Here is a 23,749-nt window from a genome sequence, read left to right as displayed (position 1 = left end):
GCAGTCGCCGCGCGCCATGGAACAACTGGCCGCCGACGGCGCGCTGGCGGCGACCACCACGGCGGAGTTTGTGCGGGCGATCGCCCGCGGCTAGTCGCGGCCAGTTCCAACGAAAAAAAACATCACCTGACCGACTCGATTCAAGGAGACCTTGCATGGCCGACCAAATGCGGTGGCGCTATGGCGACACCAATCCCGTGATTTCTAAACCGATCGCCAGCGCCACGGTGATCGAGGTGGGCGACCTGGTGGAGATGGCCGCCGGCGGCGACGTGACGCCGGCCAGCCTGCACGCGTGGAACACCGACCTGGCGACGACGCAGGACGAGTTTCAGAACACGTTTCTCGGCGTGGCGATGCAGCGGAGCCGGGCAGGCGATGTCGAGCCGATCCGCGTGGCGACCAGCGGCGTGTTTGAATTCGACTGCGCGGCGGCGACGTTTGAGCTAGGCGCGCTGGCGGCGCCCGCCAAACAGAGCGGCAACGCGCTCGAGAACCAAAAGACGGCGGCGCTGGCGGCGGGCAACGAGGCCAAGGCGATTGGCCGCGTCGCCAAGCGCTATGGGGCGAGCACCACGCGGGCGCTGGTCGAGATCTTTTCCACGGTGATGCGCGGCGGCCCACAGCCGAAAGCGTGAGCCCCGAGGCGCGCGGCGTTTTTTCCATTCCTTCATTTGCAGCTCAGGAAACCGATTCGATGCCAACGATTCAATATCGCGATCTCAAACGACAGTACGAGTTGGAAGGCCCCGCCAAGACGGTGGGGCATTTGTCCGAGGCGCTCTCGGCCGGGCAACTGCGGCCGCGCGACTTCAGTCTGCGCGACCTGGCCGAGGCGTTGGTGCCCGACGGCCGCGAGTGGGTGCGCACGCTCGATCCGCGGGTGGCGGGGGGCGTGTCGCTGCAGGAGGCGGCCGGGGCGGTGGACGCCAGCGCGTTTTCGAACATCACGGGGCAGATTGTTTACTCGACTCTGCTGGAGGCGTATCAGCACGAGGCGTTTGTCGTCTCGCGGCTGGTGAGCACCGTGCCGACGCGGTTCGACGGCGAGAAGATCCCCGGCGTGACGCGCGTGGCCGATCTGGTCGACGAGGTGCGCCCCGGCATGCCGTACCCCAACCTGGGCTTTGGCGAGGACTACATCGAGACGCCCTCGACCACCAAGCGCGGCTTCATCGTGCCGGTGACCAAGGAGGCGGTGTTCTTCGATCGCACCAACCTGGTGCTGCAGCGCGCGAGCGAAGTGGGCGAGATCTTGGGACTGAACAAGGAGCAGCGGCTGGCCGATCTGGTGATCGGCGTCACCAACAACTACAAGTGGAAGGGAACCGCGTACAACACCTATCTGGCGTCGGGGGCGTGGGCCAACAGCCTCAGCGGCAACGAGTTGGTCGATTGGACCGACGTGGACGCGGTGGAGCAACTGTTCGCCGAGATGGTCGACCCGGCGACTGGCGAGCCGGTGCTGGTGCAAGGCAACACCGTGCTGGTGATGCCCGCGTATCGGCACGCGGCGAATCGCATCTTTAGCGCGACGGAGATTCGCTATCTCGGAACCGGGGCGGCGACGCAGACGATCGCGCCCAATCCGATCAGCGGCTACCGGGTGGAGTCGAGCCGCATCGCGTATCGGCGGTTGGTGGCGAGCGGGGTTACCGTCGCCAACGCCAAGAAGCATTGGTACGTGGGCGATTTTCAGCGGGCGTTCGCCTACATGGAGAACTGGCCGATCACGGTGGTGCAGGCCCCGCAGAACGACGAGGCCGACTTTACGCAAGACATTGTGCTGCGGTTCAAGGTGAGCGAGCGCGGCGCCGCGGCGGTGATCAACCCGCGCTACGTGGTGCAGTGCTACGACACGTGATGACGCGTGACGGGCGCCACGGCGGCGGCTGGGCGCGGCACAAGCGGCAAGCGCTGCCCAACCAACGGGGCGCGCCAGCGACAGCGTGGCCGCGGTTCGACGCGCCTGCCCCGCCGTGGTTTTTGATATTCGAACGAGTCTTCAACCTTTCGTAGAGCAAGTCATGCCACCAACTTTCAGAACAGCTCCCACCATCAGCGGCGGCGTGCGGCAGTACGTGCTGCCGGTGGCGGTGGCCAGCGATTGGGTCGATGTCTGCCTCGATCCGGCGCAAATCGACAACGAGCCTGGCGTGCAGGCGGCGGGAGTGGTTGTGAACCCTGGCGCCATCGCCCGCGCGGCGCAAACCTGGCTGGCCATCGCCGGGCTGGGGACCAGCCTGCAAGCGCGGCTCAAGTATCCGACGGCGGCCACGGTGAGCGCAAGCCCCGTGGCGCAGGTGTTTGGCCGCGATCGACAGGGACGGGCGCAGCGACTGGTCGACGCCGGTGGACTGCACGCGCAGACGTTGTCGGTCGACGTGGCCAACGACGTGCGCGATGGCGTCTATAGCTACACGCAACCGATCGAGGTCGACGCCGATGGCTGCGCCGAGACGCTGGTGGCGATTCGCACGGCGCTAGCCGGCACGGGACTGGCCGGCGCGACCATTCAAGCGAGGGTGAAATAACATGCCGCAACTACGCGCGATCGACGCCACGGGCTGGGGCGCCTTGGCGGGGCAAACGCTGACGGTGGCCAACTCGGGTCCCGCCGCTAGCAGCCGCTTGACGGCGCTCACCGCCGGCGCGTGGACGCTGCGCGCGGCCAGTAGCGCGGAACTGCCACCCGGCTCTGGCGCAACAGGATATGCGGAGAGCGCGACGGGCGCGCTGGCGATGTTGCAGGTCGATCCGACCGGCACGGCGCTGGTCGGCGCGCCGCCCGCGGGAGACGCCGCCGACTATTGGCTCGACCTGTGGCTGATGGGCGCGTGGGACGGCGCCACGCAGTTGCCGACGGCGCAGAGCGACTTTTTGATATTGGCAATCACCAGCGCGTATCTGCATTGCCAAATCTGTTGCAATGGGGCGAGCGGCGCGCCGTATTACAACCCGCCCGGTTGGGCGCTGGTGACCGGCAACAGCGCGGCGACGACGCCGCGGTCGATTTATCTGCAAGGGAACGTCACCGAGGCGGTGTATGGTCAGTGGGGCAGATGGAACCGGCTGACGTTTCATGTGCGCTATGGCGCCAGCGGCGTGGTCGAGGCGCTGTTGAACGGCGCGCTGGTGAGCCGCACGACCACCGATACGACGGCAATCACCTGGAGCGGGCAGGCGCTGCAGATCAAGCTGCCAGCCTGGGCCGGAGTGAAGTGGCGCGTGACCGGCCCGCTGCGCAGTTACAGCGGCAACGACCTGGCGGTGCGGCCAGTGTATGCGCTCGACGAACAGCCGCAGTCGCTGGTGACGCGCTTGTTTCAACCATTTGCGCTGGCGGCAGCCGGCGCGGCGACGCAGGGGGCGTACTTTCAGGCCAGCGGCTCCGGCACGGTGAGCGACGACGCCACCGAGTACGGACTGACGGGCGTTTCGCCGCTGCGACGACGGATGAACTTTGCCGGCAATGGGCAGTCGCCGACCGCCACGACCATCGACGAGATCGGCGCCTTGCCCGTGAACGAGCAAGGCTGGTCGCACATCGCGCTATCCGACCTGTATGTGCCAACGGGCGCGGCGCTGACGATTCAGGCGCTGGAGGCCGGTGGCAGCACGGCCTTGCTCACGCTGAGCGTGACCAGCGGCGGACTTTATTACGGGTATCAAAACGGATCGCTCGCGCTGGCGACTCCTTGGAACCACGCCGCGCGGCAGTGCGTGCTGTTGCACTTGCATCGCGACGGCCGCGCGCGACTGACGGCAATCGACCTGACCACCAGCGCGCTGGCGACGTCGGCGACCAAGATCGTGGCCAGCGCCGCGCTGGTCGACTGGACACCGCAGCCATTGGGCAAGCTGCGGCTGGTGGGGACGCCGACGGCGGTGAACATCGAGGCGGGCTACGTCGCCATTTGTCGGCGGCCGAGCCTGTCGCTGGTCGATTCGATGACCAGCGCCGCGTATGCCGGCGCGAGTCCCGCGATACAAACAGCCGATCATGTCGCCCGCGCGTTTCCGTATGGGGCGGAGTTTCACAGTTTGCCCGGCGGCTACTATCCGCTGGCGCAGCACGGCCTGGAGCGGCGGCTGATCGTGGCGCCGCTGGCGCGGGGAGGCCTGGCGCGGCGCGAGTGGACGCACTTGATGCTGGCCGGGATGACGCACACCTGCGGCGTGGAACTGATCAACTTCGACGGCGGCAGCGTCAACGACCTGACACCGATTCAAGCTGGTGATAGCGCGGCGGCGCTCGCCTCGCTGCGCGAGAACCTGACCGCGCTATTGGACCTGTGCGCGCGCAACGACTGTAGTTGTTGGCTGGCCACGATGATGCCGCGCGAGCGTAGCGCCACGGTGACCGGCGCGACCAATGCCAGCCCGATCGTGCTGACCGCGCCGAGCCACGGCATCGCGGGCGCCACCACGCGGCTGTATGTCGCCGGGGCGACAGGCAACACCGCGGCCAATGGCTTTTGGGCGAGCGCGCAGATTGTCGACGCCAACACGATTTCGCTGACCGGTTCGAGCGGCAACGGCGCCTACACCGGCGGCGGCACGATCAGGGGCTACACGCCGCAGGAGTTGGCGGCAATGAGCGAGTTCAACGCCGAACTGCGACGGTTGGCCGCGGCCCGGCAGCGGAAGGGACTGATCGCGCTCTCTGACATCGAGCAGGACTATCTCGCCAATCCAAGCCTCTACCCCAACACCGGGGGCGCGGCCGGATTTTGGCAGGACTTTACGCATTCGAACACCGGCCCGCACGCGCAAGGCTCGGGCATCATCGCGCGGCGGATGGCGCAAACGCGCGTCACGCCGCCAACGCGGGCCCCGCTGCGCCGCCTGGCAGCCAGATAAAGGAGACACACGATGACGGACGCCGACATGCTGCGCGCGATCAAAACGCAAACGCTCGCGCTGATTACCGAAATCACCGCCACGCCCAAGCCAAGCTACTCGATCGATGGTCAGGCGGTGGCCTGGGCCGACTATCTGGCGCGGCTGCAAGAGGTGGTCGCCTGGTGCGACGCGCGACTGGCCGCCGAGGAGCCGTTTGAAATCCATTCGCGAGGCTGCACCTGATGAATATCGACGTAAATCAGGACTTCGACGCGTTCGATCAGCACGAGGCAATCGACTTTGTGAGCGTGCTGCCGGCGGGAGAACAGACCTATCCGGTGGCCAAGGCGCTGCGCCGACCGCTGGCGGGCGAGGCGCTGGAACTGCTATCTGGCCAACTGGCGCTGGCCGCCGGGGATGTGGCGTGGCACGTGCCAGCGAGCGCGCTGGCGGGAGTCGAGCCACGGCCAGGCGATCGCATCGTCCGCGGCGCCGAGGCGTGGCTGGTCGTCTCGGCGGCGCGGGTCACGTTGGCGGCGCGCTGGCGATTGGTCTGTCGCCGAGCGAACTGACGTTTTTCATTTCTCTTTAACAGACGCAAAACAAATGACGCTTGCGCTTTCGATCACCGACAACGAAGATGGCAGCGGCGCCTTGGCCACGATCGGCGGCTCGGCGCTTGGCGCAATGAACGACCTGTTTGTGCGCGGCGTCAACGGTCAGTTGAGCGGCGCCGATTGGATTCTCGCCGGCGCGCGGCTGGGAGATGGCGATCTCGCGCTGGCGCTGGCGACCGGCTACTACTGGGGCTATGTCGCGTCGACCGTGGCCGGCGCGACCGGCATCTCGAACCTGGTTTACTTTCAAGTCACCAGCGGCGCCGACGCGCTCTTGTATCGCTGCCTGCTGGCGACACAGGCGCGCATTGTGGCGCTCGCCTTGCCCGGCCTCGGCGCGGCGAGCGTGCTGGTTCAAAAGCTGGCCAGTGACCGCGACCTGGGCGCCGGCCGCGCGACGGCGCTGCCCGCGATCGTGGTCAGCCCCGCTGGGCGCGAACAGATGCCGCGCGCAGGCGGCACGAACTGGCGCGACGAGACGATCTATCCGGTGCAGGTCACGCTGCTGGTGGCCGACCACCAACAGCAAACGCCGTACTTGGCGCAAACGCTCGGCTGGCGCGAACGGATCGCGCGGGCGTTTCGGCATCAGCCGCTGGTCGGAGTCGACGAGGTGTTCGACTGCGAGCTTTTGCCGCAAGAGATCGTGGCGAGCGAGGTGTTTGTGCGGCACGGCGTGTGGGCATCGGCGCTGGTGCTGGGGTTTTGCGCCCGCGAACCGCGCGGGATGGGAGCTTAAGGCGCCGCCATGACGCTCACCACGCGCAGCACATGCCGGATCGAAGTTGGCGAGAGTCCGCTGGCCGTGGGGCCGTTGGCCGTGGTCAGCGAGTCGCTTGCCGCGCGGCGCGAGGCGCGCGATTTGTCTGGCCTGCGCGGCACGCGCAGCGCGCTGGCAGAGCGGATGGTCGCGGGCCCAGTGGCGGTGAGCGGCGAGTTGGTGTTGGAGCCATCGCTGGCCGAGCTGGCGCGGCTGTTGCCGCTGGCGATGGGCACAAGCGCAGCGGACGGGCCAGGCGTCACGCTGTGTCAGTTGGCGGAGCGCTTGCCGAGCTTTGCGCTGGCGATCGATCGGGGCGCGGCGGTGTTTCGTTACCACGGTTGCCAGATCGCGGAGGCGCGGCTGGCGCTCGAGCGCGGCGCGCCGGCCACGCTGGCCTTGTCGATCGAGGCGCTGACAGAATCGCTTGCGCCGGCGGGCAGCCTGTCGCCGACCGTCTGTGAGCCGGGCGCGCCATTGTCGCTCTCTAGCTCAAGCGTATTGCTGGACGGTGTGGCGCACGAAGCGGCGCGGATCGACCTGCAGATCGAAAACCGCATGGCGGTGGAACGCTTTGCGAGCGGGACCTGGCGCGTGGACTTGCCAGTCGTCGAACGGCGCGTGCGGCTGGGGCTGACGTTGCCCTACGACGCGGCCGCGCAGGCGATCTATGCCGCCGCGCCAAGAGCGACCACCGCGAGCGTGCGACTCGCCGCCGGCCCGGAGGAACTGCGATTTGATTTTCCCAGCGTGCGCTTCGAAACGCCGGGCCCCGCGATCGGCATGACCGCGCCGCTGGCGCTGGTACTGGCGGGCGCGGCCGCCAGCACCGGCGCGGGAGAGTTGAGCGTCACCTATTTCCATTAGCCAAGAGCGAACACGATGATCCTGAAATATGGCGCCTACGCGCACGCGCTGGGCGAAGCGACGATTGTGATCTCGACCAGCGCGCTGGCCACGCCGCGCGGCGGAAAGATCGGCCAACGCGAGCGCTGGGAGATTGCGGGCTTCTTGCAGGCCGCCACACAGCACGATCTGACGCGGGCGATCGACGCGCTCAAGGCGGCCTACGCCATCGATGGGCAGGAACTGGCGATCTATCTGCCCGACGGCGTCACTCGCACCAGCCACGTGTTGGGGGCCAGCCGCGCGCGGGTAGTGAGCGGGCCGAGCTTTCCGGAAGGTCGCGGCGCCGAGTATTCGACCTATCGCAGCTACCAGATTGTGATCGAGGCGGACATGCCGACTTTGGCCGCCGGCGCGGCGCCGCTGGTGTGGGAAGAATCGCTCAGCTTCTCGGGAGGCGGAGCGCGGTTCGTGTACCTCACCACGCTGGCCGGTCCGCCGCAGCGGCAACGGGTGGCGCAGGCCACAACATTCCGAGTGACGCAAGCGGGGCGCGCCATCGGCGAAGTGGCCTATCCCGCGCCGAGCGGGCCGCTTTGGCCGGCGGCCGAGCATATCGATCAGCGGCGCATCGAGCGCCATAGTCCGCGACAGCCGCGCGCCGGCGGCGGCTGGACCGAATACGAGATCGCCTGGCATTACGCCTTCGAGTCGGCCTGGCCGCTCGCGGGGGAACCAATCGCAAAGTAGGAGCGTCCCATGGCAATCGTTCGCTGGCGCGGCGACGCGCCCGCCATTTCTCAAGTGGTGCGAGCCACGCCCGCCAATGTGGAAGTGGGAGATGTGTTTCAACTGTCGATCGGCGGCAAGCTGGTGACATACACCGCCGCCGCGGCTACCGTGGCCGATGTGTGCGCGGGGTTGGCCGCCGCGTGGAACGCCTCGCCGGTGGCCGAACACGCCGAGGTGACCGCCGCCGACATGACCAGCTATGTGCAGTTGACCGGCGACCGGCCCGGCACGCCGTTCACACTCATCGCCAGCACGGCCAATGGCGGCGCGAGCAACACGCAGACCTTGCTGCTCACCACCACCCGCGCGGCCAGTGGGCCTAACGACTGGAACACGGCCGCCAACTGGTCGACCGGCGCCGTGCCGGCCAGCGGCGACGACGCGCATATTGAGTCGGGCAGTAGCTCCATTCTGTATGGCCTTGCGCAGTCGGGCGTGACATTGGCGAGCCTGTCGATCGCGCAGAGCTACACCGGCGCGATCGGTCTGGCGCGGGTCAACCCGGCCGGGTATCTCGAATATCGCGACTGCTATCTGGCGATTGGCGCCGCGCAGGTGAACATCGGTCAGGGAGAAGGGGCAGGCTCCGGGCGGATTCGGCTCGACACGGGCGCCGGCGCGACCACGCTCGATATTGCCAACAGCGGCGCGGCGGCCGAGGCCGGCAGCGCCGCGATCGATTGGCTGGGGAGCAGCGCGGCCAACGTCATTCACCTGGCTCGCGGCAGCCTGAGCGTGGCGGCGGGCGCGGGGCAGACCGCCGCGATTGGCACGCTCGGCGTGGGCTATCGCGGCAACCCGGCCAGCGACGCCACCGCGCGGATCGGCGCCGGCGTGACGCTGGGCGCGCTTGCGCAATCGGGCGGGCAGGTGTTCTTGTCGGCCGGCGCGACCTCGATTCACCAACAAGGGGGAGAACTGCGGCAGTTGGCCGGCGGCGACGGCACGCTGCAGCTCGACGCGGGGACGCTCTATTACCAGTCGACCGGCGCGATCGGGGTGGCGCACGTGGGGGAGCGCGGCGCGCTCGACTTTTCCCGCGATCTGCGGGCGCGAACGGTGAGCGAGTGCCACCTGTACGGCGGCGCGCGGCTGCTCGATCCGTTCGCGACAACGACATTCACCACCGGAATTCAGCTTCACCGCGCGTCGATCGCCTCGGTGACGCTCGATCTGGGGGTCGATCGCACGCTGGAGGTGATCTGATGACATCGGCAACCGTGAGCGCGTCGTTAACCGGTGTTGAACAGGTGGTCGCCGCGCGCTACACGCATGTGGCGGGAACGCGGCCGGGGCGCGCGATCGTCGACATCACGCCGCAGGCGGGCGCCATGCTTACGGGCGGCACGCTGGAACTGACCTGCGGCGGCGCGCGGGTGCGGCTGGTCGATTGCCGAGTGGAGCGCGTGGCGTTTCGCTTTTCGCCCCAGGCAACGGTGTGGCGGCTATTGCTGGTCGATCGCCGCTGGCGCTGGCGGTATGGCGAGATCAGCGGGCGCTACAACCTGCGGCGCGCGGACGGCGCACTGGTCGCTGGCACGGAACGCACGCCGAGGGAGCTAGCCCAATTGTGCCTGGCGGCGCTGGGCGAACCTTTGGCCGATGTCTCGGCGCTGCCGACGGCGCCGCGCCCGCGGGTGGAGTGGAACCTGGCCTCGCCGGCGCGAGAGTTGGAGCGACTGACAAGTCAGTTCGATTGTCTGGTGACGCTGGGGCTGGATGACCGGGTGCGGATCGCGCCGCGCGCGGCGGCAGTGGATGGAGCGAGCGCCGATTTGATCGCAGGGGGCGAGTTGACGGCGCTGGCGCCGGGGCCAAGCCGCATGGCGGTGGTCACGGCGCCGATGCGCTTTCAGGTCGACTTGCCACTGGAGGCGGTGGGGCTCGATGTCGATGGCGAGACGCGACCGCTCGACGAGTTGAGCTATCGGCCGTACGGCGGTTGGTCGCTGGCCGACGTGGGGCACTTTCACGCGATCAGCGATTTGGCGGCGCGCGAATTGGCGCGGCAGAGCGTGTTTCGCTGGTATCGGGCGCAATTGCCGCTGGAGCTTCCGCTGGTCGGCGCGATCAAAGATCTCTCACAACTGGCGCCGCTCGCGGCGGAACAGTTGGCGGCCAGCGCCGCGGACCCAGCGGGCGGCAATCTGCCGGCCGTGGTGTTTGGGGTGTGGTGCGATTATCCGTGGCAAGCCGACAATCGCGCGGCGACGCTCGCCCCCTTGGGCGCTGATCCCCGGCCACGGGTGGCGACGCCGTTTGTGCTGGACGGCCAGCGCGGACTGGTGAAGTTCGCGCGGCCGGTGTTCCGCTATGGCGCGGGGCCACGGCCGGCGGCAGCGCAGCTTGTGCTGCGCGCGAGCGTGACAGTGCGCGATCCAGCGACGAAGTCTTGGCGGCGATATGTGCGAGCCCGCGAACTGTCGCACGGCGACGGCACGGCGCGCTACATTCGCCGCGAGGAATTGAGGCCGACCGTCACAGCGCAGTACGCCCCAGCCAGCTACGCGCTGACTGGCGCGGCCACCAACTTCGACCAGATCGACGCGGCGGCCGATCTGACGATTGACGCGCTGGCCGCGCGGTTGGCGCGCCGGCGCGCGAGGCAATCGCTCGTGGCGGGACTGGTCGCCGCCGTGCCGGCCGAACCGGGAGATCGCATTGTGTATCGCGTGGGTCCGGAGGGCGCGACGACCACGATCATCCGCCCGCTGCCGCGCGGCGGCAATTGAAACGGCAAACCGACTTGTGAGCAACCGATGACCTTTGCACCGTCTGGCAACTCGATTCGCTGGCTCGCGTTTCGCAACGACGCGGGGCAGTCAATCCCCGCCTTCGCCGCGCTGCGCCCGCTGGGCGTGGTTGAACTTGCGGGCGAAGCGGTGCTGCGCGTGGGCCAGCCCAACGGCGAGGGGGCGACGGGACTCTTCAATGGCCCGTTCGCGGTTGATGCCGACGGACTGGGAAGCTGCACCAGCGATCTACCGTGCTATGCCGCCTACGACACGCTGCATACGCCGGTCGTGGGAGAGATGTGGGGGCCTGTCGCCGGACAATGGACGCTTGCCCGCGACAAGCCGGGCTATCGCATTGTGGGCGGGGCGATCGACGGCCGCGTGCAGGTGATGGCGGCGCGCGAGTCGGCGCTACGGTGGGCGAAGGCGATCGCCAACTGGGCCAATGCCAGCGGAAACAACTCGACGGTCAGTTGTCAGCAGGCGACCGACAAGAGCGGCGCGCTGGCGCTGGATGGCGGCGGCAGCCCGCTACCGGTCTCGGTTTATCTGCCGCGCAGCGGTTTTGGCGATCCCAATGTGCGGGCCGGCGACGTGATCGCCTATCAGCTTGACGCCAATGGCGCGGCGATCTGCGTCAGCGACTATCTCGACGATCCGCTTGGCACGGTCAAACTGTGGCGCGGCATCGAGACCGATGTGCGCGGCGGCTGGCGGATACTGGCCAGCGCCGAGGGGCGCTTTCCGGTCGGCGTGACGACCAGCGACGAGGACATCCCCGCCGTCGTGCCGCTAACGACCGGCGGCGAGAAGCGGCACCTGCACGATTACCGCGCGGCGGGACTGGCCACCGATCCGCGCGCGCTCTCCATCGCCGCGCACGACGATGTTCTCACCTACCCGACCACGCTCACCCTCGCGCCGCATGACGCCTTCGACACCGGCACGGAGTATCTCATCGTCTCGTCGGCGGGCGCCACCGGCGGCACGGCCTCGGGCACGATCGCCGGCGCCGGAACTATTCCGCTGGGCGGCTCTGGGGCGGTCAGCACGTCGAGCAATACGACCGGCGTCACCATTCCGCAGCACGCCGCGCACCAGCACACCGTACTGGACACCGGCACGATTCAATACGCCGTTGGCGCGGGCAATGTCGATGTGTTCGTGAACAACATTGGCCTCGGCCACGGCACAACCAGCGAGAACAACAATCTCAGCCACGTCGTTTCCGATCCGGGACACCTGCACACGGTTTCGATCGGCGCGATCGCGGCCGGGCTGACGCTCAACGCCGCCGACGTGGCCGACGACCTGGTGGTGAGCGGCATTAGCTTCACCATCCCGGCACATTCGCACGAGATCACGCCAAATCCGCACCGGCACAGCGTGCCCGAGTTGTCGCACGAATTAACCCCCAATCCGCACGTTCACGCGTTGCCGCCGCTGGCGCACACGCTCACGCCCAACCCGCACGATCATGCGCTACCCAACTCGCCCGAGGCAAAGCACATACCGCCGTGGTTCGGTATTTACTTCATTGAACGTTTTGAATGAGGAGACGCCTGATGCTGGAAGCGCTGCAGTCGCTCAAAAAGCTGGCCAAGCCGCATCTGTCGTGGCCATTTCAGGCGCGGCCGGGGACGATGACCTTCCCGATGTGGCTGCCCGAGCAGCGGGCGCTGCTGGCCGAATACGCGCGGATCACCGGCAGCGTACCCCTGTCGCTGGAGTGGTTCACGCCGGAGCAGGCGCGCGTGACGCGCGAGCTGGCGGCGCCGGTTTGCGTAGCGAGCTCGCCATATCAGCGGATGCGTCAAGCCAAGCTGCCAGCGACGAGCATCGGCGGCGAGTTTCTGGCCGATCTGGCCGACTACCGCGCGCGACTTGCGCTAGTGGCCGACCTGTCGGTGACGCATCTGGTGATTGATGTCGAGCATTGGCGCGCCGCCAACGAAGACGCCGAGGCGCTACTGGAAAAGTATCGTTGGCTTGATCGCCTGGCGCGAGACTGCTTGCCCGCGGCGCGGATTATTTATTACGAGCGCGGAGCGGTGCAGCCGAACAACGCCGGCGACGATGGCTGGCTACCGGCCGACTGGCATCCGCCAAACGCGCCGGGCGAGATCAACTCGTGCTCGCTCTACTTCAGTGAATGGGGGGTGAACCAGGAGATTTATCGCCGCACGGTCGCGCGGTCAGATGGAATGCCGGTGGCCTGCTTTGTGGCCTTGGGGACCAATCAACGGCGCGGCGGCGCGGGCTGGAGCGGCCGGTACGAACCGGGCGGCTACGACCTGGCGACTGCGTGGCAGGTGGGACTGGAGCTGAATCATCCGTGGGCGGCCGAGCGCGCGCGGCGCTACCCCTGCTCGACGACGCCATTGGTGGTGTTTTGGCCGGGGGCGTTCGCGCCGGAGTACCCGAGTTGGGGTGAGCAGTTTGTGGCGTACTGCAAGGGAGCGGCGGGGGAGAAAATTTGAAGGCGTCGTTCACGCGCGCCGGTCAAATCTGGCCATTTTCCCGGCGTTTCGCGGCATATCGGCCCGCACTGTACAAACGCTATTGACTATGTACACGCGTATATTAAACTTGAGGAGACGAAACGTCGATTCCTTGTCCATATTACTAGGGACAAAATCGGCTCACAGTTCGACCCGCTCGGCCTGCTGACGCGGTTTTGTTCGCCCACATTCCCATCAAAGGCGCCGCCATGAACGAGCTCGACAAATTGACCGAGCGACAACGCGAAGTCTACGAATTCATTCGCGAGAAGATTCGCAGTCGCGGCTACGGCCCCACAGTGCGCGAGATCGGCGCCCACTTCGAGATCAGTTCGCCCAACGGCGTGATGTGCCACCTCAAGGCGCTCGAAAAGAAGGGGCTCATCAATCGCGAGCCCAATATGTCGCGGGCAATCATGCTCACCACCGACCAGCCCGAGAACAAGGGACTGCCGCTGACCGGACGGATCGCGGCGGGGGTGCTGCACGAGGCGATCGAGCAGAACGAGCGGATCGACTTCTCCGAGATTTTCAGCGGCGACTCGGGGGACCTGTTCGTGCTGAAGGTGGCGGGGGACTCGATGATCGAAGACCAGATCGCCGATGGCGACTTTGTCGTCATTCGCAAGCAGGAGCAGGCCCGCAAGGGGCAGACGGTGGTGGCCATGACCGACGAGGGAGAGGCGACGCTCAAGCGCTGGTTCCCGGAGGGGAAGCGCGTGCGTTTGCAGCCGGCCAATTCTTCGATGCCGCCGATCTATGTGACCAACGCGCAGGTGCTGGGCGTGCTGGTCGGCGTGGTCCGCTGCGTGAACTAGCAACTAGGGCGATGCCCTAGGCTACGGTGACTGCTTGGCCGTTGGCCAAGCACATACACTGGCGCGTCAACAAGCGTCCTCTTTTCTGCTCTCTGCGTCTTGGCGTCATTGCGCCTTGGCGTTTCAACGTTCTTACTTGTCACACCGCACTAGCAGAGCAGAAGTGCTTGCCCCCTCATCCGGCCTATCGGCCACCTTCTCCCGCGGCTAGCGCGGGGGCGAAGGCTGATATTGACTCGCGCGAGGCTTGGCAGGCCTGCGACTGCACTGTGGAGTTGCGCCGTGGGGGCGAGGTGGAAGATCGAAGGCCGCGCGGGCGTTACGCCGATTGCTCAAGCTGGTTCACCTGATTCAGCTTGTTGTAAAGCGTCTTCAGGCTGATGCCCAACTCCTCGGCCGCGCGCGGTTTGTTGCCGCCGTGGCGCTCCAGCACTTGCTGGATCACTTGTAATTCGATCTCGCGCAGCGTTTGCGTGCCGACCAGCTTGAACGGCGTCGCCATGCGACGCGCGGCGAACCGCTGCGGTAGATGTTCGGCGTCGATCGGCAACTCTTCGCACAAGATGGCGGCGTGCTCGATCACGTTGGCCAGTTCGCGCACGTTGCCCGGCCAGTGATGCGCTTCGAGCGACTTGATGGCGTCGGGGGTGAACGGCTCTTGCCCGGGCCGCACGCCGCTGCGCACGCGGCGCAGCAAGTGGCCGGCCAGGCGCGGCAGATCGTCGATGCGTTCGCGCAAGGGAGGCAGGCGAATCTCGAAGGTGTTGATACGGAACATCAGGTCTTCGCGAAATTCTCCCTGGGCCACCATGTCTTCGACGTTGCGGTGCGTGGCGCAGACCACGCGCACATCGACGGTGAACGAATTGTTATCGCCGACGCGGCGAATTTCGCCGCTCTCCAAAAAGCGCAGCAGCTTGGCCTGCATCCCCTTGGGCAGTTCGCCGATCTCGTCGAGAAACAGCGTGCCGCCGTTGGCCACCTCAAACAGACCCACGCGATGCTCGTCGGCGCCGGTGAACGCCCCGCGGCGATGCCCAAACAGCTCGCTCTCGATCAGGCTCTCTGGCAGCGCGCCGCAGTTGATCGCCACAAACGGCTGCTCGGCGCGCAGGCTTTGGTCGTGCACGGCGCGGGCGGCCAGTTCCTTGCCGGTGCCGGTCTCGCCCAACAGCAGCACCGTGGAGCTGGTCGGCGCCACCTTGGCGATCAGGTCGCGCAAGCGTTGCATGGGGCGAGTGTCACCCACCAGTTGCGACTTGCCTTCGATCCGTTCCAACTGATGTTTGAGGGCGCGATATTTGTTGGTCAGCTCGCGCTTTTCGGCCACGCGGGCGAGCAGCGAATCGAGCTCGGCCAGCTTGCACGGCTTGGTCAGATAGTCGAAGGCGCCATGCCGCAGCGCGCCCACGGCCGTCTCCAAAGAGCTTTTGCCGGTGAGCACGATCGCCTCGGTGTCGGGCGACAGCTCCTTGGCCCGCGCAATCACCTGCAAGCCGTGCAGGCCGGGCATATCGAGATCGACGAGAATCGCGTCGTAGATGTTGCGTTCGAGCGCGGCGACAGCGGTCAGGCCGTCGGGGCAGACGGTCACTTCGTGCCCTAAGCGCGGCAGCTCGAGGCTCATCAGCTCTTGCAGCGATCGTTCGTCGTCGGCAAACAACAGACGCAGTGGTTTACGCGGCTTGGTAGCGATGGCGCGACTCCTGTTGGCTGGCGGCACGCGGCAGCGTGACGCGAAACTGCGACCCCTGTCCCGTTCCGGCGCTGTGCGCCGTGATGCGCCCCCCGTGATCGGCGATGATGCGATACGTGATCGAAAGCCCCAGGCCGGTGCCTTGCCCGCCCCGTTTGCGGGTGAAGAACGGCTCGAACAAATGTTCGAGCACGTCGGGGGGCATGCCGCAGCCGTTGTCGGCCACGAGCAGCTCCACATGGTCGCGCTCGGCCTGCAAGCGCACGTCGACCTGCTGGCCGGTGTCGATGCTGTCGAGCGCGTTGGTGAGCAGATTCAGCACCACTTGTTTCATTTCCTGAGCGTTGGCAAGCGCATGGACCGGCGGTCCGGCGGCGAGCACGATCTGCTTGTCGTGGTATTTGCCCAGATGGCCGACCATGTCGATCACGCCTTGCACCAGTTCGCGCAGTTCGGTGTCTTGGCGCTGCACGTCTCCCATTCGCGAGAAGTCGAGCAGCCGTTCGGTGATGTCCTTGCAGCGGAACGCCTCGGTCTGAATCATCGACAGATATTGCCGGGCGACGGCGCCCTCGCCATTAGCTTCGCCCAGCACGTCGGTCAGCCGGCCTTCGAGCGATTCGGCGCACATGGCGATCGAGGCCAAGGGGTTGTTGATCTCGTGGGCGACGCCGGCGGCCAAAAAACCCACGCTGGCCAAGCGTTCGCTGCGGACCACCTCTTTGGTGCGCTCTTGCACCTGGCGATCCAGATCGTCGCGAATCGAGCGAAAGCGGGCCGTCATGTCGTTGAGCGCGTCGGCCAATTCGGCCATCTCGTCGCGCGAGTCGAGCACGATGCGGTAATTGAACTGTCCCAGCGCCACGCGCCGCGAACCCTTGATGAGCACGCGCAGCGGACGAAAGATCCAGTCGTAGAACAATTTGACCAGCAGCGCCAACAGCAGGCCGCCGATGATGGTGGTGATCCAGCTCAAATAGATGAGGCTGCGATACTGGCCGCGCACGTCGCTGGCCAGCTCTTGCATGCGCTCGTGCAGGATCGCGGGGAGCTTGCAGGCCAGCTCTTCCAACTGGCTGGCCAACACGTAGAGCCGCGCGCGATCGGCCGGGCGCGCCAGCCAATCGCTCTGGCCGCAGAGCCGCGACATAGTGTCGAACAGCCGCTGCATCTGGTCGAACGTGCGCCGCTCGTGTCGGCCGGCGCTCATCGTCTCCACGCGAAACTCGTTGAAGTCGAGCTGATTGCCATAGCGGTCGAGCACTCCGCGGATGGTCGCCAACCGCCGTGTCACATCGCGGCGCAACAACTCGTCGAGCGGATCGGCATCGTCGGCCACGTAGACGTCGCCGCGGCGGGCGTGCGCCTCGGCGAAGACCACTCGCAAGTCGCTCATGTGGCGAATCAGCGCCGTGGTCAGCGGCAACTCGTTGGCCCGCGAGCTGAGGCTCTTGACCATCCACTTGTAGGCATAGAGGCCATACAAACCGCTGCCCGACGCAATCGCCACAATGACGACCAATAGCGCCAGTCCGACGAGCAGCTTGTTGCGAATGGGCCAGCGCGAGAGCAACGCGACCTCCTTGCCGCGCGGCGAAGTGGAACCCTGGAGCATCGTCGCTCCTGCATGGGGGCCGGAGTGTAACCGGCTTCAAATGAAACAGGCAAGAGAAGTCGCGCGGGGCGGGGGGACTGGGCGCGGGGGCGAAGCCACCGCTGTCAGTTGGCCCCGGCGCCAGCAGAAGTACCGCCGGAACTTTGATTGCGCAACTGTTGCATCATGCTGCTCATGGCGCGGCAATAAGAGCGAATGGCAATGGCGTAATCGCTGCGTTCGGCGGCGGCCACGGCGGCCTCTTCCCAACCGCGAAAGCGGCTCCAATCGACGGCAAAATTCCCGTCCGTCGCCGCCTGCCGCAGTTGACCCACGATCTTGGCCAACTCATCGGCCACGCGGCGATCGGGCAGGCAATGCCGCGTGCGATAGGGCCCCCGGCCATAACGCGCCTCGCCCCCCACATGCTCTTGCAGCGCACGGCGCCCGCCATGCGTGACATAGGCCGCTGCGGCGAACGCGGCGGCGACGGTGGCGCCGAGCCCAGCGGCCGCCCAGTAGCGCGCGGCGCCAAAACTCATCGCGGCAAATAGCGCCACCAGCGACATCCCCCAAAACAGCAGCCGCATGTAATCTGCCGACTCGCTCTCTGCCGCCGCGGCGGTCCAGCCAGTGTCGGCATGGCTGATGAGCCTGGGACTGGTCACCTTGGCGACGATCACTGTGATGTTGTCGGGCCCGCCGCGCAGATTGGCCAGATCGACCAGCGCCTGGGCCGCTTCCTCGGGGTCGAGTGTCACCAGGATCTGCCCCATTTCGTCGTCGGTCACCTGCCCGCTGAGGCCGTCGCTGCACAATAAGAAGGTGTCTCCCACCGCCAGCGGATAGGGGCCTTCTCGATCGATCTCGACCTGCGGCGACGGGCCGAGCGAACGGGTGATAATGTTGCGCGGCACCGAGGCGGGAAGCTGCTCGTCGCTCAAGTGGCCGGACGACATCATCTCCCAGGCCAGGCTGTGATCGAACGTGAGTTGCTCCAATTGCTGTCCGCGCAGACGGTAGACGCGGCTGTCTCCCACATGCGCGACCAGCGCGCCTTGGGGCAGCAGCAACAGCACGCTGCCGGTGGTGCCCATGCCGTGAAATTCGGCGTTGGCCTGACCGCGGGCGTGAATCACGCTGTTGGCTTCTTGCACGCCGAGATGAATGGCGTCGGGCGCCGGCAGTTCGGCATGCTTGCGGTAGGTTTGCGGCACGACGTCGGCCGCCAGCTTGCTGGCCAACTCGCCGGCCGCGTGCGCGCCCATGCCATCGGCCACTAGAAACAAGTGTCCGCGCGCCAGCCAGGCGTCTTCGCTATTGGCCAGCGCCACCGCGTATGAGTCTTGGTTGTTCGCGCGCCGCAGCCCAATGTCGCTACGGACCGCATGGCTGATGCCGCTCTGCCACGTGGTTGACTCGTGATCCATGAAGTTGGCGCTTGCAAAACAATTGATGGCGAGCAGTGCGGCTTGCTCGCCCAGATTCTACATTGGCCTGGCAAGCTGCCATAGTTGCACACCGGCGGCAACTCGGGAAGTCTGGCGGGGCAGTGGGAATGGGAAAGATTGTCGCCGTGGCCGACGCCCCCAGGACCGGATTGCCAGCGACCTCAATCGCTCTGGCCGCCGGCGGGCGGCCATCGCTATACTCCGCGGCCCATTTTTGGCGGGAGAAATGCCCCCCGCGTCCCATTGGTGCCCTGGTGCTTGCCCTCGCGCCGTGATTGCCAGCCATCTAATTCGGTGTCTTGCGCCGCGTCTGCCGGCTGGCATTGCGCGCTGGCTGTGGCTGGCCGCGCTGCTGTTGGCGGCATCGCAGACTGGTTGTGTGCAGCGCCGGTTGACCATTCGCACCGATCCGCCGGGCGCCTTGGTCTATGTGGACCATATCCAAATTGGCACGACGCCGTGTTCGAGCTATTTCACCTATTACGGCAAGCGACGGATTCGCATCGTCAAGGATGGCTACGAAACGTTGACGGTCGATCACCGCTTTTTGCCGCCGTGGTATCAGATACCGCCCCTCGATTTTGTGAGCGACAACTTTGTGCCGTTCGAAATGCGCGACGAGCGATCGCTGACCTTTAAGATGACCCCGCAGCGATTGACCCCCATCGATCAACTGCTCGAGCGGGCCGAGAACCTGCGGATGGGCAGCCGCATCGATATCAGCAACCCGCCGGTCGCCGCCCCGGCCACGGTGCTCCCCAGTCAACAATCTTTGCCGCCAGCAATGCCCGCCGGCGCAGTGCCAGCCGGCGCAGTGCCGCTGCCGACCCCGCCCCCGCGCTGACGCCTGCTACCAGGGGAGCCAGCTTTTGCGGCTGGGGCCGGGCAGAATCTCGCGCAGGTACGATTGCAGTCCGCGGCGCTGTCGCCATTGGCGCGGGTAGCCGAGCGAGACTTCTTCGAACCGCGTATCGTTTTGCAGTGTGGTGCGGCGGATGTGCAGGTGGCCATACACCACCACCGCCGCGCCAAACCGGCGATGCCACTCTTCGGTGCGCCGCGTGCCACACCAGATGGAGAAACGCGGCACGGCGGGCAGCTTGGCATGCTCGCGCAGCAGTGGCCAGTGATTGACCAGCACCAGCGGGTGCCGCCAGGCCACTTCGGCCAGGCGGGCTTCGGTCAACTCGACGCGCGCCGCGCACCACGCGCGGCGGTTGGCGAAGGGATCGGGATAGAGATAGGTCTCGTCCGAGCAAAACAGGTTGCTCTCCAGCGCCCAGGCTATTTCGCGTCCCTCGGGCACGTCGTCGGGCCGAAACGAGTAGTCGTAGAGCGCAAAGGTTGGGGCGATGACGTGCGGCCCCCCGTCGCCCGGCCAGAGCGGGTAGTCGTCTTCGGGCGTAAGCACGCCTCGGCGCCGGCACAGTTCCACTAACTGCTGGTAGCGGTCGACGCCGCGCGGGCCATCGTCTTCCACGGTATAGAGGTCGTGGTTGCCGGGGGTCCAGATCACCTGAGCGAACCGCCCAGTCAGTAGCGCGAGCGCGTCGTCGATCTGTTCGAGACTGTCTCCCAAGTCGCCGGCGGCGATCAGCCAATCGTCGGGATGTGGCGGCAAGTCGACGATCGCCTGCCGGTTTTCGGGGTGGCCGACGTGCAAATCGCTGATGGCAAAGAGCTTCATGGGGGGTCGGCGGCTGGCTGGCGCGGTGCAAAATGTCCCGTGCGGGGGGGCGCCAGCGCCACGCGGTCGGGGCGGATTGAGGCGGTTGGCGGCGACTGGTCGGGGAGACCCTAAAGCGTCGATCTTAGCGAACTTAGCCGGCCAGTGTTCGTAGATAAGTGAGTCGCCGTAGCGGCCGTTCGGTGAAACTTTGGTGAATCGGGAGAATTTCGGGCTAGATTTGCTCTTCGCCGCCGGCCGAAAATGAGTAATATATAGGACACCTTGCGCGTGCCGCCGTTGCGCGGGGTTCCTTCCTGGAAGCTCTCCTTGTCCGCGGGATCGGGAGAGGGAGCCTTTCAGGCCCCCCTGCCTGGGTCCTCCGGGCTAGCGTTCCCCTTTTGAAAAAGGCGTCCGACGACGCCGCGTGCGTGTAGGTTGTGCGCTTGGCGCAAAATTCGCTCACTAGGAAACCATTTCAGCCCGTTCTTTTTCGTTTGAGACAGTAGCCATGGAACTCAGCAAACTGCGCAATATCGGCATCTCGGCCCATATCGACTCTGGCAAGACGACCCTGAGCGAGCGCATTCTGTTTTATGCCGGCCGCATTCACCGCATTCAGGAAGTGCGGGGCGAAGGCGCCACCATGGACCACATGGAACTGGAAAAAGAGCGCGGCATCACTATCACCAGCGCCGCCACCACGGTGGAGTGGGAAGACCATCAGATCAACCTGATCGACACGCCGGGCCACGTCGATTTCACGGTCGAAGTCGAGCGCAGCTTGCGCGTGCTCGATGGCGCCGTGCTCGTCTTGTGCGCGGTGGGTGGCGTGCAGTCGCAATCGATCACCGTCGATCGCCAGATGAAGCGCTATCACGTGCCGCGGCTGGCGTTCATCAACAAGATGGACCGCACCGGCAGCGACCCGTTCCGAGTGACCAAGCAACTCAAAGAGAAGCTCGACGCCGACGCGGTGCTGATGCAGATTCCGATCGGCAAGGAAGACAAGTTCCAAGGCGTGATCGACCTGATCACGATGAAGGCGCTCTACTTCGACGGCAAAAACGGCGAAAAGGTGCGGCAAGAAGAGATTCCCGCCGACCTCCAGGAGCAGGCCACCGAGTATCGCCAGCACATGCTGGAAGCGCTCTCCATGTACAGCGACGAGCTAATGGAAAAGCTGCTGGCCGAGGAAGAGATCGACGAGGCGCTGATCCACGACATCACCCGCCACGCCGTGCAAGAGCAGGACATGACGCCGGTGTTCATGGGCACCGCCTACCGCAACGCCGGCGTGCAGCCGCTGCTGGACGCGGTGATCCGCTACCTCCCGTCGCCGATCGATCGCAAGATCAAAGCCCGCACCGTGGTCGACGAGCAGGAGTTTCCGCTCGAGCCCGATCCGAAAAAGCCGCTCGTCGGCATGGCCTTCAAGATCGTCGACGACCCGTACGGGCAGCTTACCTTCACCCGCATCTACCAAGGCACGATCGCCAAGGGGGAGACGTACTTCAACCAACGGACTGGTCGCAAGGAGCGCATCGGCCGCCTGGTGCGCATCCACGCCGACAAGAAGGAAGAGATTCCGCAGGCCACGGCCGGCGACATTGTGGCCGTGATGGGCATCGACTCGGCCAGCGGCGACACCTATTCCAGCGAGCAAAAGTATTGCTCGCTGGAGCGGATGTTCGTCCCCGAGCCGGTCATCAAGATGGCCGTCACTCCCACCACCCGCGATGGCGTCGATCGGCTGGGCAAGGCGCTGCAGCGCTTCAGCCGCGAGGATCCCACGTTCCGCGTGATGACCGACGAAGAGACGGCCGAGACGCTGATCTCCGGCATGGGCGAGTTGCACCTGGAAATCTACGTCGAGCGGATTCGCCGCGAGTACAACGTGGAGGTCGAGGTCGGCGCCCCGAAAGTCAGCTACCGCGAGGCGCCGACGGTCGCCGCCGCGTTCAACTTCCGCCACAAGAAGCAGACGGGCGGCTCTGGCCAGTTTGCCCACATCGTCGGCAAGCTCGAAGTGCTGACCGAGGAGGAAGGCGAGGCCTTCATCTTTGAGGACAACGTGGTCGGCGGACGCATTCCGCGGGAGTACATCCCTTCGGTCGAGAAGGGTTTTCGCGATTCGCTCTCCAAGGGACCGGTGGCCGGCTTCCCGATCGTGAGCGTCAAAGGGGTGCTGGACGACGGCTCGTATCACGACGTCGACAGCTCGGACATGGCATTCCAGATCTGCGCCCGCAACTGCTTCCGCGAGACGTTCCTGCAGACCAAGCCGGTGCTGCTGGAGCCGATCATGAAGATCGAGATCGAGGTGCCGACGCAGTTCCAAGGCAACGTGGTGGGCGATCTCACCAGCCGCCGCGGCATGATCGTGGCGACCGAGATGAAGGGACTGATCGCGACCATCGAAGGCGAAGTGCCGCTGGCTGAAACCTTTGGCTATTCGACCGATCTGCGCAGCCTGACGCAGGGACAAGGGACCTTCACGATGGAGTTCTCGAAGTACCGCCGCGTGCCGCCGTCCATCCAGACCGAAGTGGTGGCCGAGCGCAAGGCGATGCTGGTCGGCGCCAAGTAAGGCGCGCAGAATCTTGTTGAGTATCAAAAACCCTCGGCGCTTCGCCGAGGGTTTTTTTGTGTAGTGGGAGGGAGCGGGCGCAGCTATTTCATGTCAGGAAACATGATGTTCCCTGGTTTAGGGTCGAGGTAATAGATCTGGTAGCTTGCCAACGTCGCGAGTAGCGATTGGACCGCCGGCCAGTTGTGCTCGAACAGTTCCTCGCATTCGCGCTCATGATATTGCTGGGTTTCGTCGGCAAATTCTGGATCGCTAAACCGCACTTTGGCGAAATCGATGATATAGGGTGGCGTGAGCATCAATTCCATTTCGATGGTCTTGAGCTCGTCATCGAAGGTCAGCATCCGCGGAACTTGAAAGCCATCGATGGTGTCGGTCAGTCCCCAATCGGCGAGGCGCTGGTAGCAATACTTCTCGTTTTCGTAGCCGGTGTTGTATCCGAAAACTTTGATTGCCGTTGGAATGGTTGTTTTCCAGACTTCGCCATCCGTGCCACCACCGAGATAACCAGCGATCTTTGCGTCGGATGAAAATCGGCTAACATGGCGTTCTGCTCGTTCTAACTTGACTGGATCACTCATGGGCATATTTCGCGACGGCGGATACTCGGCATCGGTCGAGGGCTATTTTGTCGTCAATGGCGAACAGATACCGTTGGCCAAGACCAACGGGCGCACGTTCGTTTTCGCAAAGCCGTGCGAACTGGCGCCCGGGACGGCGGGAGAGTTGCTGGTCATTGTCGACGGCGAACGCGACTCGCGGCGCGTGGTGCTGCCGCATGGCGCCGCCGCCGGCCAAATCAACATTCCGTTTGTAGTCGAGGCGCCATTCTAGCGGC

General features: G+C 65.7%; 22 protein-coding genes. 17 read left to right on the top strand and 5 right to left on the bottom strand.

What is annotated here, in order from left to right; all coding sequences use genetic code 11:
• Nucleotides 1-155 precede the first annotated feature (155 nt).
• The 14 genes from K1X71_10655 (at nucleotide 156) to lexA (ending at nucleotide 13,914) form a co-directional block, all read left to right on the top strand.
• On the top strand, nucleotides 156-638 hold the full coding sequence (locus tag K1X71_10655) for a hypothetical protein (protein MBX7073597.1): 483 nt from the start codon (nucleotides 156-158) through the stop codon (nucleotides 636-638).
• A 59-nt stretch (nucleotides 639-697) separates the two neighbouring features.
• Nucleotides 698-1,864 carry a hypothetical protein gene (locus K1X71_10650; GenBank protein MBX7073596.1) on the top strand — a complete coding sequence of 389 codons (1,167 nt, stop codon included), beginning with the start codon at nucleotides 698-700 and terminating at the stop codon, nucleotides 1,862-1,864.
• A 163-nt stretch (nucleotides 1,865-2,027) separates the two neighbouring features.
• A complete protein-coding gene (locus K1X71_10645) occupies nucleotides 2,028-2,534 on the top strand; it encodes a hypothetical protein (protein ID MBX7073595.1) in 507 nt (168 codons plus the stop codon).
• A gap of 1 nt (nucleotide 2,535) precedes the next feature.
• Entirely contained in the window at nucleotides 2,536-4,863 is a 2,328-nt protein-coding gene (locus K1X71_10640; GenBank protein ID MBX7073594.1) for a hypothetical protein, read from the top strand.
• Between the two features lie 12 nt (nucleotides 4,864-4,875).
• A complete protein-coding gene (locus K1X71_10635; protein ID MBX7073593.1) occupies nucleotides 4,876-5,088 on the top strand; it encodes a hypothetical protein in 213 nt (70 codons plus the stop codon).
• Nucleotides 5,088-5,417, top strand: coding sequence for a hypothetical protein (locus K1X71_10630; GenBank protein ID MBX7073592.1), 330 nt, complete (start codon nucleotides 5,088-5,090; stop codon nucleotides 5,415-5,417). Before K1X71_10635 ends, K1X71_10630 begins: the two co-directional genes overlap by 1 nt.
• Before the next feature lie 34 nt (nucleotides 5,418-5,451).
• Nucleotides 5,452-6,201 carry a hypothetical protein gene (locus tag K1X71_10625; protein ID MBX7073591.1) on the top strand — a complete coding sequence of 250 codons (750 nt, stop codon included), beginning with the start codon at nucleotides 5,452-5,454 and terminating at the stop codon, nucleotides 6,199-6,201.
• A 9-nt stretch (nucleotides 6,202-6,210) separates the two neighbouring features.
• Entirely contained in the window at nucleotides 6,211-7,089 is an 879-nt protein-coding gene (locus K1X71_10620; protein MBX7073590.1) for a hypothetical protein, read from the top strand.
• A gap of 15 nt (nucleotides 7,090-7,104) precedes the next feature.
• Complete coding sequence (locus K1X71_10615; protein ID MBX7073589.1) at nucleotides 7,105-7,818, top strand: hypothetical protein; 714 nt, start codon at nucleotides 7,105-7,107, stop codon at nucleotides 7,816-7,818.
• A 9-nt stretch (nucleotides 7,819-7,827) separates the two neighbouring features.
• Nucleotides 7,828-9,066 carry a hypothetical protein gene (locus K1X71_10610; protein MBX7073588.1) on the top strand — a complete coding sequence of 413 codons (1,239 nt, stop codon included), beginning with the start codon at nucleotides 7,828-7,830 and terminating at the stop codon, nucleotides 9,064-9,066.
• Nucleotides 9,066-10,592, top strand: a complete 1,527-nt coding sequence (locus K1X71_10605; GenBank protein ID MBX7073587.1) for a hypothetical protein — start codon at nucleotides 9,066-9,068, stop codon at nucleotides 10,590-10,592. Before K1X71_10610 ends, K1X71_10605 begins: the two co-directional genes overlap by 1 nt.
• Before the next feature lie 27 nt (nucleotides 10,593-10,619).
• Nucleotides 10,620-12,149 carry a hypothetical protein gene (locus K1X71_10600; protein MBX7073586.1) on the top strand — a complete coding sequence of 510 codons (1,530 nt, stop codon included), beginning with the start codon at nucleotides 10,620-10,622 and terminating at the stop codon, nucleotides 12,147-12,149.
• 11 nt (nucleotides 12,150-12,160) lie between these two features.
• On the top strand, nucleotides 12,161-13,075 hold the full coding sequence (locus K1X71_10595) for a hypothetical protein (GenBank protein MBX7073585.1): 915 nt from the start codon (nucleotides 12,161-12,163) through the stop codon (nucleotides 13,073-13,075).
• 230 nt (nucleotides 13,076-13,305) lie between these two features.
• Nucleotides 13,306-13,914, top strand: coding sequence for a transcriptional repressor LexA (gene lexA, locus K1X71_10590; protein MBX7073584.1), 609 nt, complete (start codon nucleotides 13,306-13,308; stop codon nucleotides 13,912-13,914).
• Between the two features lie 319 nt (nucleotides 13,915-14,233).
• Here the strand turns inward: lexA and K1X71_10585 are convergent, their stop codons facing one another.
• The 3 genes from K1X71_10585 to K1X71_10575 all read right to left on the bottom strand — a co-directional run bounded on the left by K1X71_10585 (nucleotide 14,234) and on the right by K1X71_10575 (nucleotide 18,634).
• Nucleotides 14,234-15,586, bottom strand: a complete 1,353-nt coding sequence (locus K1X71_10585; GenBank protein MBX7073583.1) for a sigma-54 dependent transcriptional regulator — start codon at nucleotides 15,584-15,586, stop codon at nucleotides 14,234-14,236.
• A 4-nt stretch (nucleotides 15,587-15,590) separates the two neighbouring features.
• Nucleotides 15,591-17,225 (bottom strand): HAMP domain-containing histidine kinase, encoded by a 1,635-nt coding sequence (locus K1X71_10580; protein MBX7073582.1) that lies wholly within the window; start codon nucleotides 17,223-17,225, stop codon nucleotides 15,591-15,593.
• 104 nt (nucleotides 17,226-17,329) lie between these two features.
• Nucleotides 17,330-18,634 (bottom strand): protein phosphatase 2C domain-containing protein, encoded by a 1,305-nt coding sequence (locus K1X71_10575; GenBank protein MBX7073581.1) that lies wholly within the window; start codon nucleotides 18,632-18,634, stop codon nucleotides 17,330-17,332.
• Between the two features lie 247 nt (nucleotides 18,635-18,881).
• Between K1X71_10575 and K1X71_10570 the strand changes: the two genes are divergently transcribed.
• On the top strand, nucleotides 18,882-19,499 hold the full coding sequence (locus tag K1X71_10570; GenBank protein MBX7073580.1) for a PEGA domain-containing protein: 618 nt from the start codon (nucleotides 18,882-18,884) through the stop codon (nucleotides 19,497-19,499).
• A 6-nt stretch (nucleotides 19,500-19,505) separates the two neighbouring features.
• Here the strand turns inward: K1X71_10570 and K1X71_10565 are convergent, their stop codons facing one another.
• Nucleotides 19,506-20,342, bottom strand: a complete 837-nt coding sequence (locus K1X71_10565; GenBank protein ID MBX7073579.1) for a metallophosphoesterase — start codon at nucleotides 20,340-20,342, stop codon at nucleotides 19,506-19,508.
• A 490-nt stretch (nucleotides 20,343-20,832) separates the two neighbouring features.
• Here K1X71_10565 and fusA point away from each other — a divergent pair, with 490 nt between their 5' ends.
• Entirely contained in the window at nucleotides 20,833-22,911 is a 2,079-nt protein-coding gene (gene fusA, locus K1X71_10560; protein ID MBX7073578.1) for an elongation factor G, read from the top strand.
• A gap of 83 nt (nucleotides 22,912-22,994) precedes the next feature.
• Here the strand turns inward: fusA and K1X71_10555 are convergent, their stop codons facing one another.
• Complete coding sequence (locus tag K1X71_10555; protein ID MBX7073577.1) at nucleotides 22,995-23,492, bottom strand: hypothetical protein; 498 nt, start codon at nucleotides 23,490-23,492, stop codon at nucleotides 22,995-22,997.
• On the opposite strand from K1X71_10555, the gene K1X71_10550 reads away from it, so the two are divergent.
• Nucleotides 23,491-23,745, top strand: a complete 255-nt coding sequence (locus K1X71_10550) for a hypothetical protein (protein ID MBX7073576.1) — start codon at nucleotides 23,491-23,493, stop codon at nucleotides 23,743-23,745. The genes K1X71_10555 and K1X71_10550 overlap by 2 nt on opposite strands.
• Nucleotides 23,746-23,749 lie beyond the last annotated feature (4 nt).

This window comes from Pirellulales bacterium (genome assembly GCA_019694455.1).
GTDB lineage: Bacteria > Planctomycetota > Planctomycetia > Pirellulales > JAEUIK01 > JAIBBY01.
Note: the sequence above shows the minus strand (reverse complement) of the source record. Positions and strands in the feature narration are given on the sequence as shown.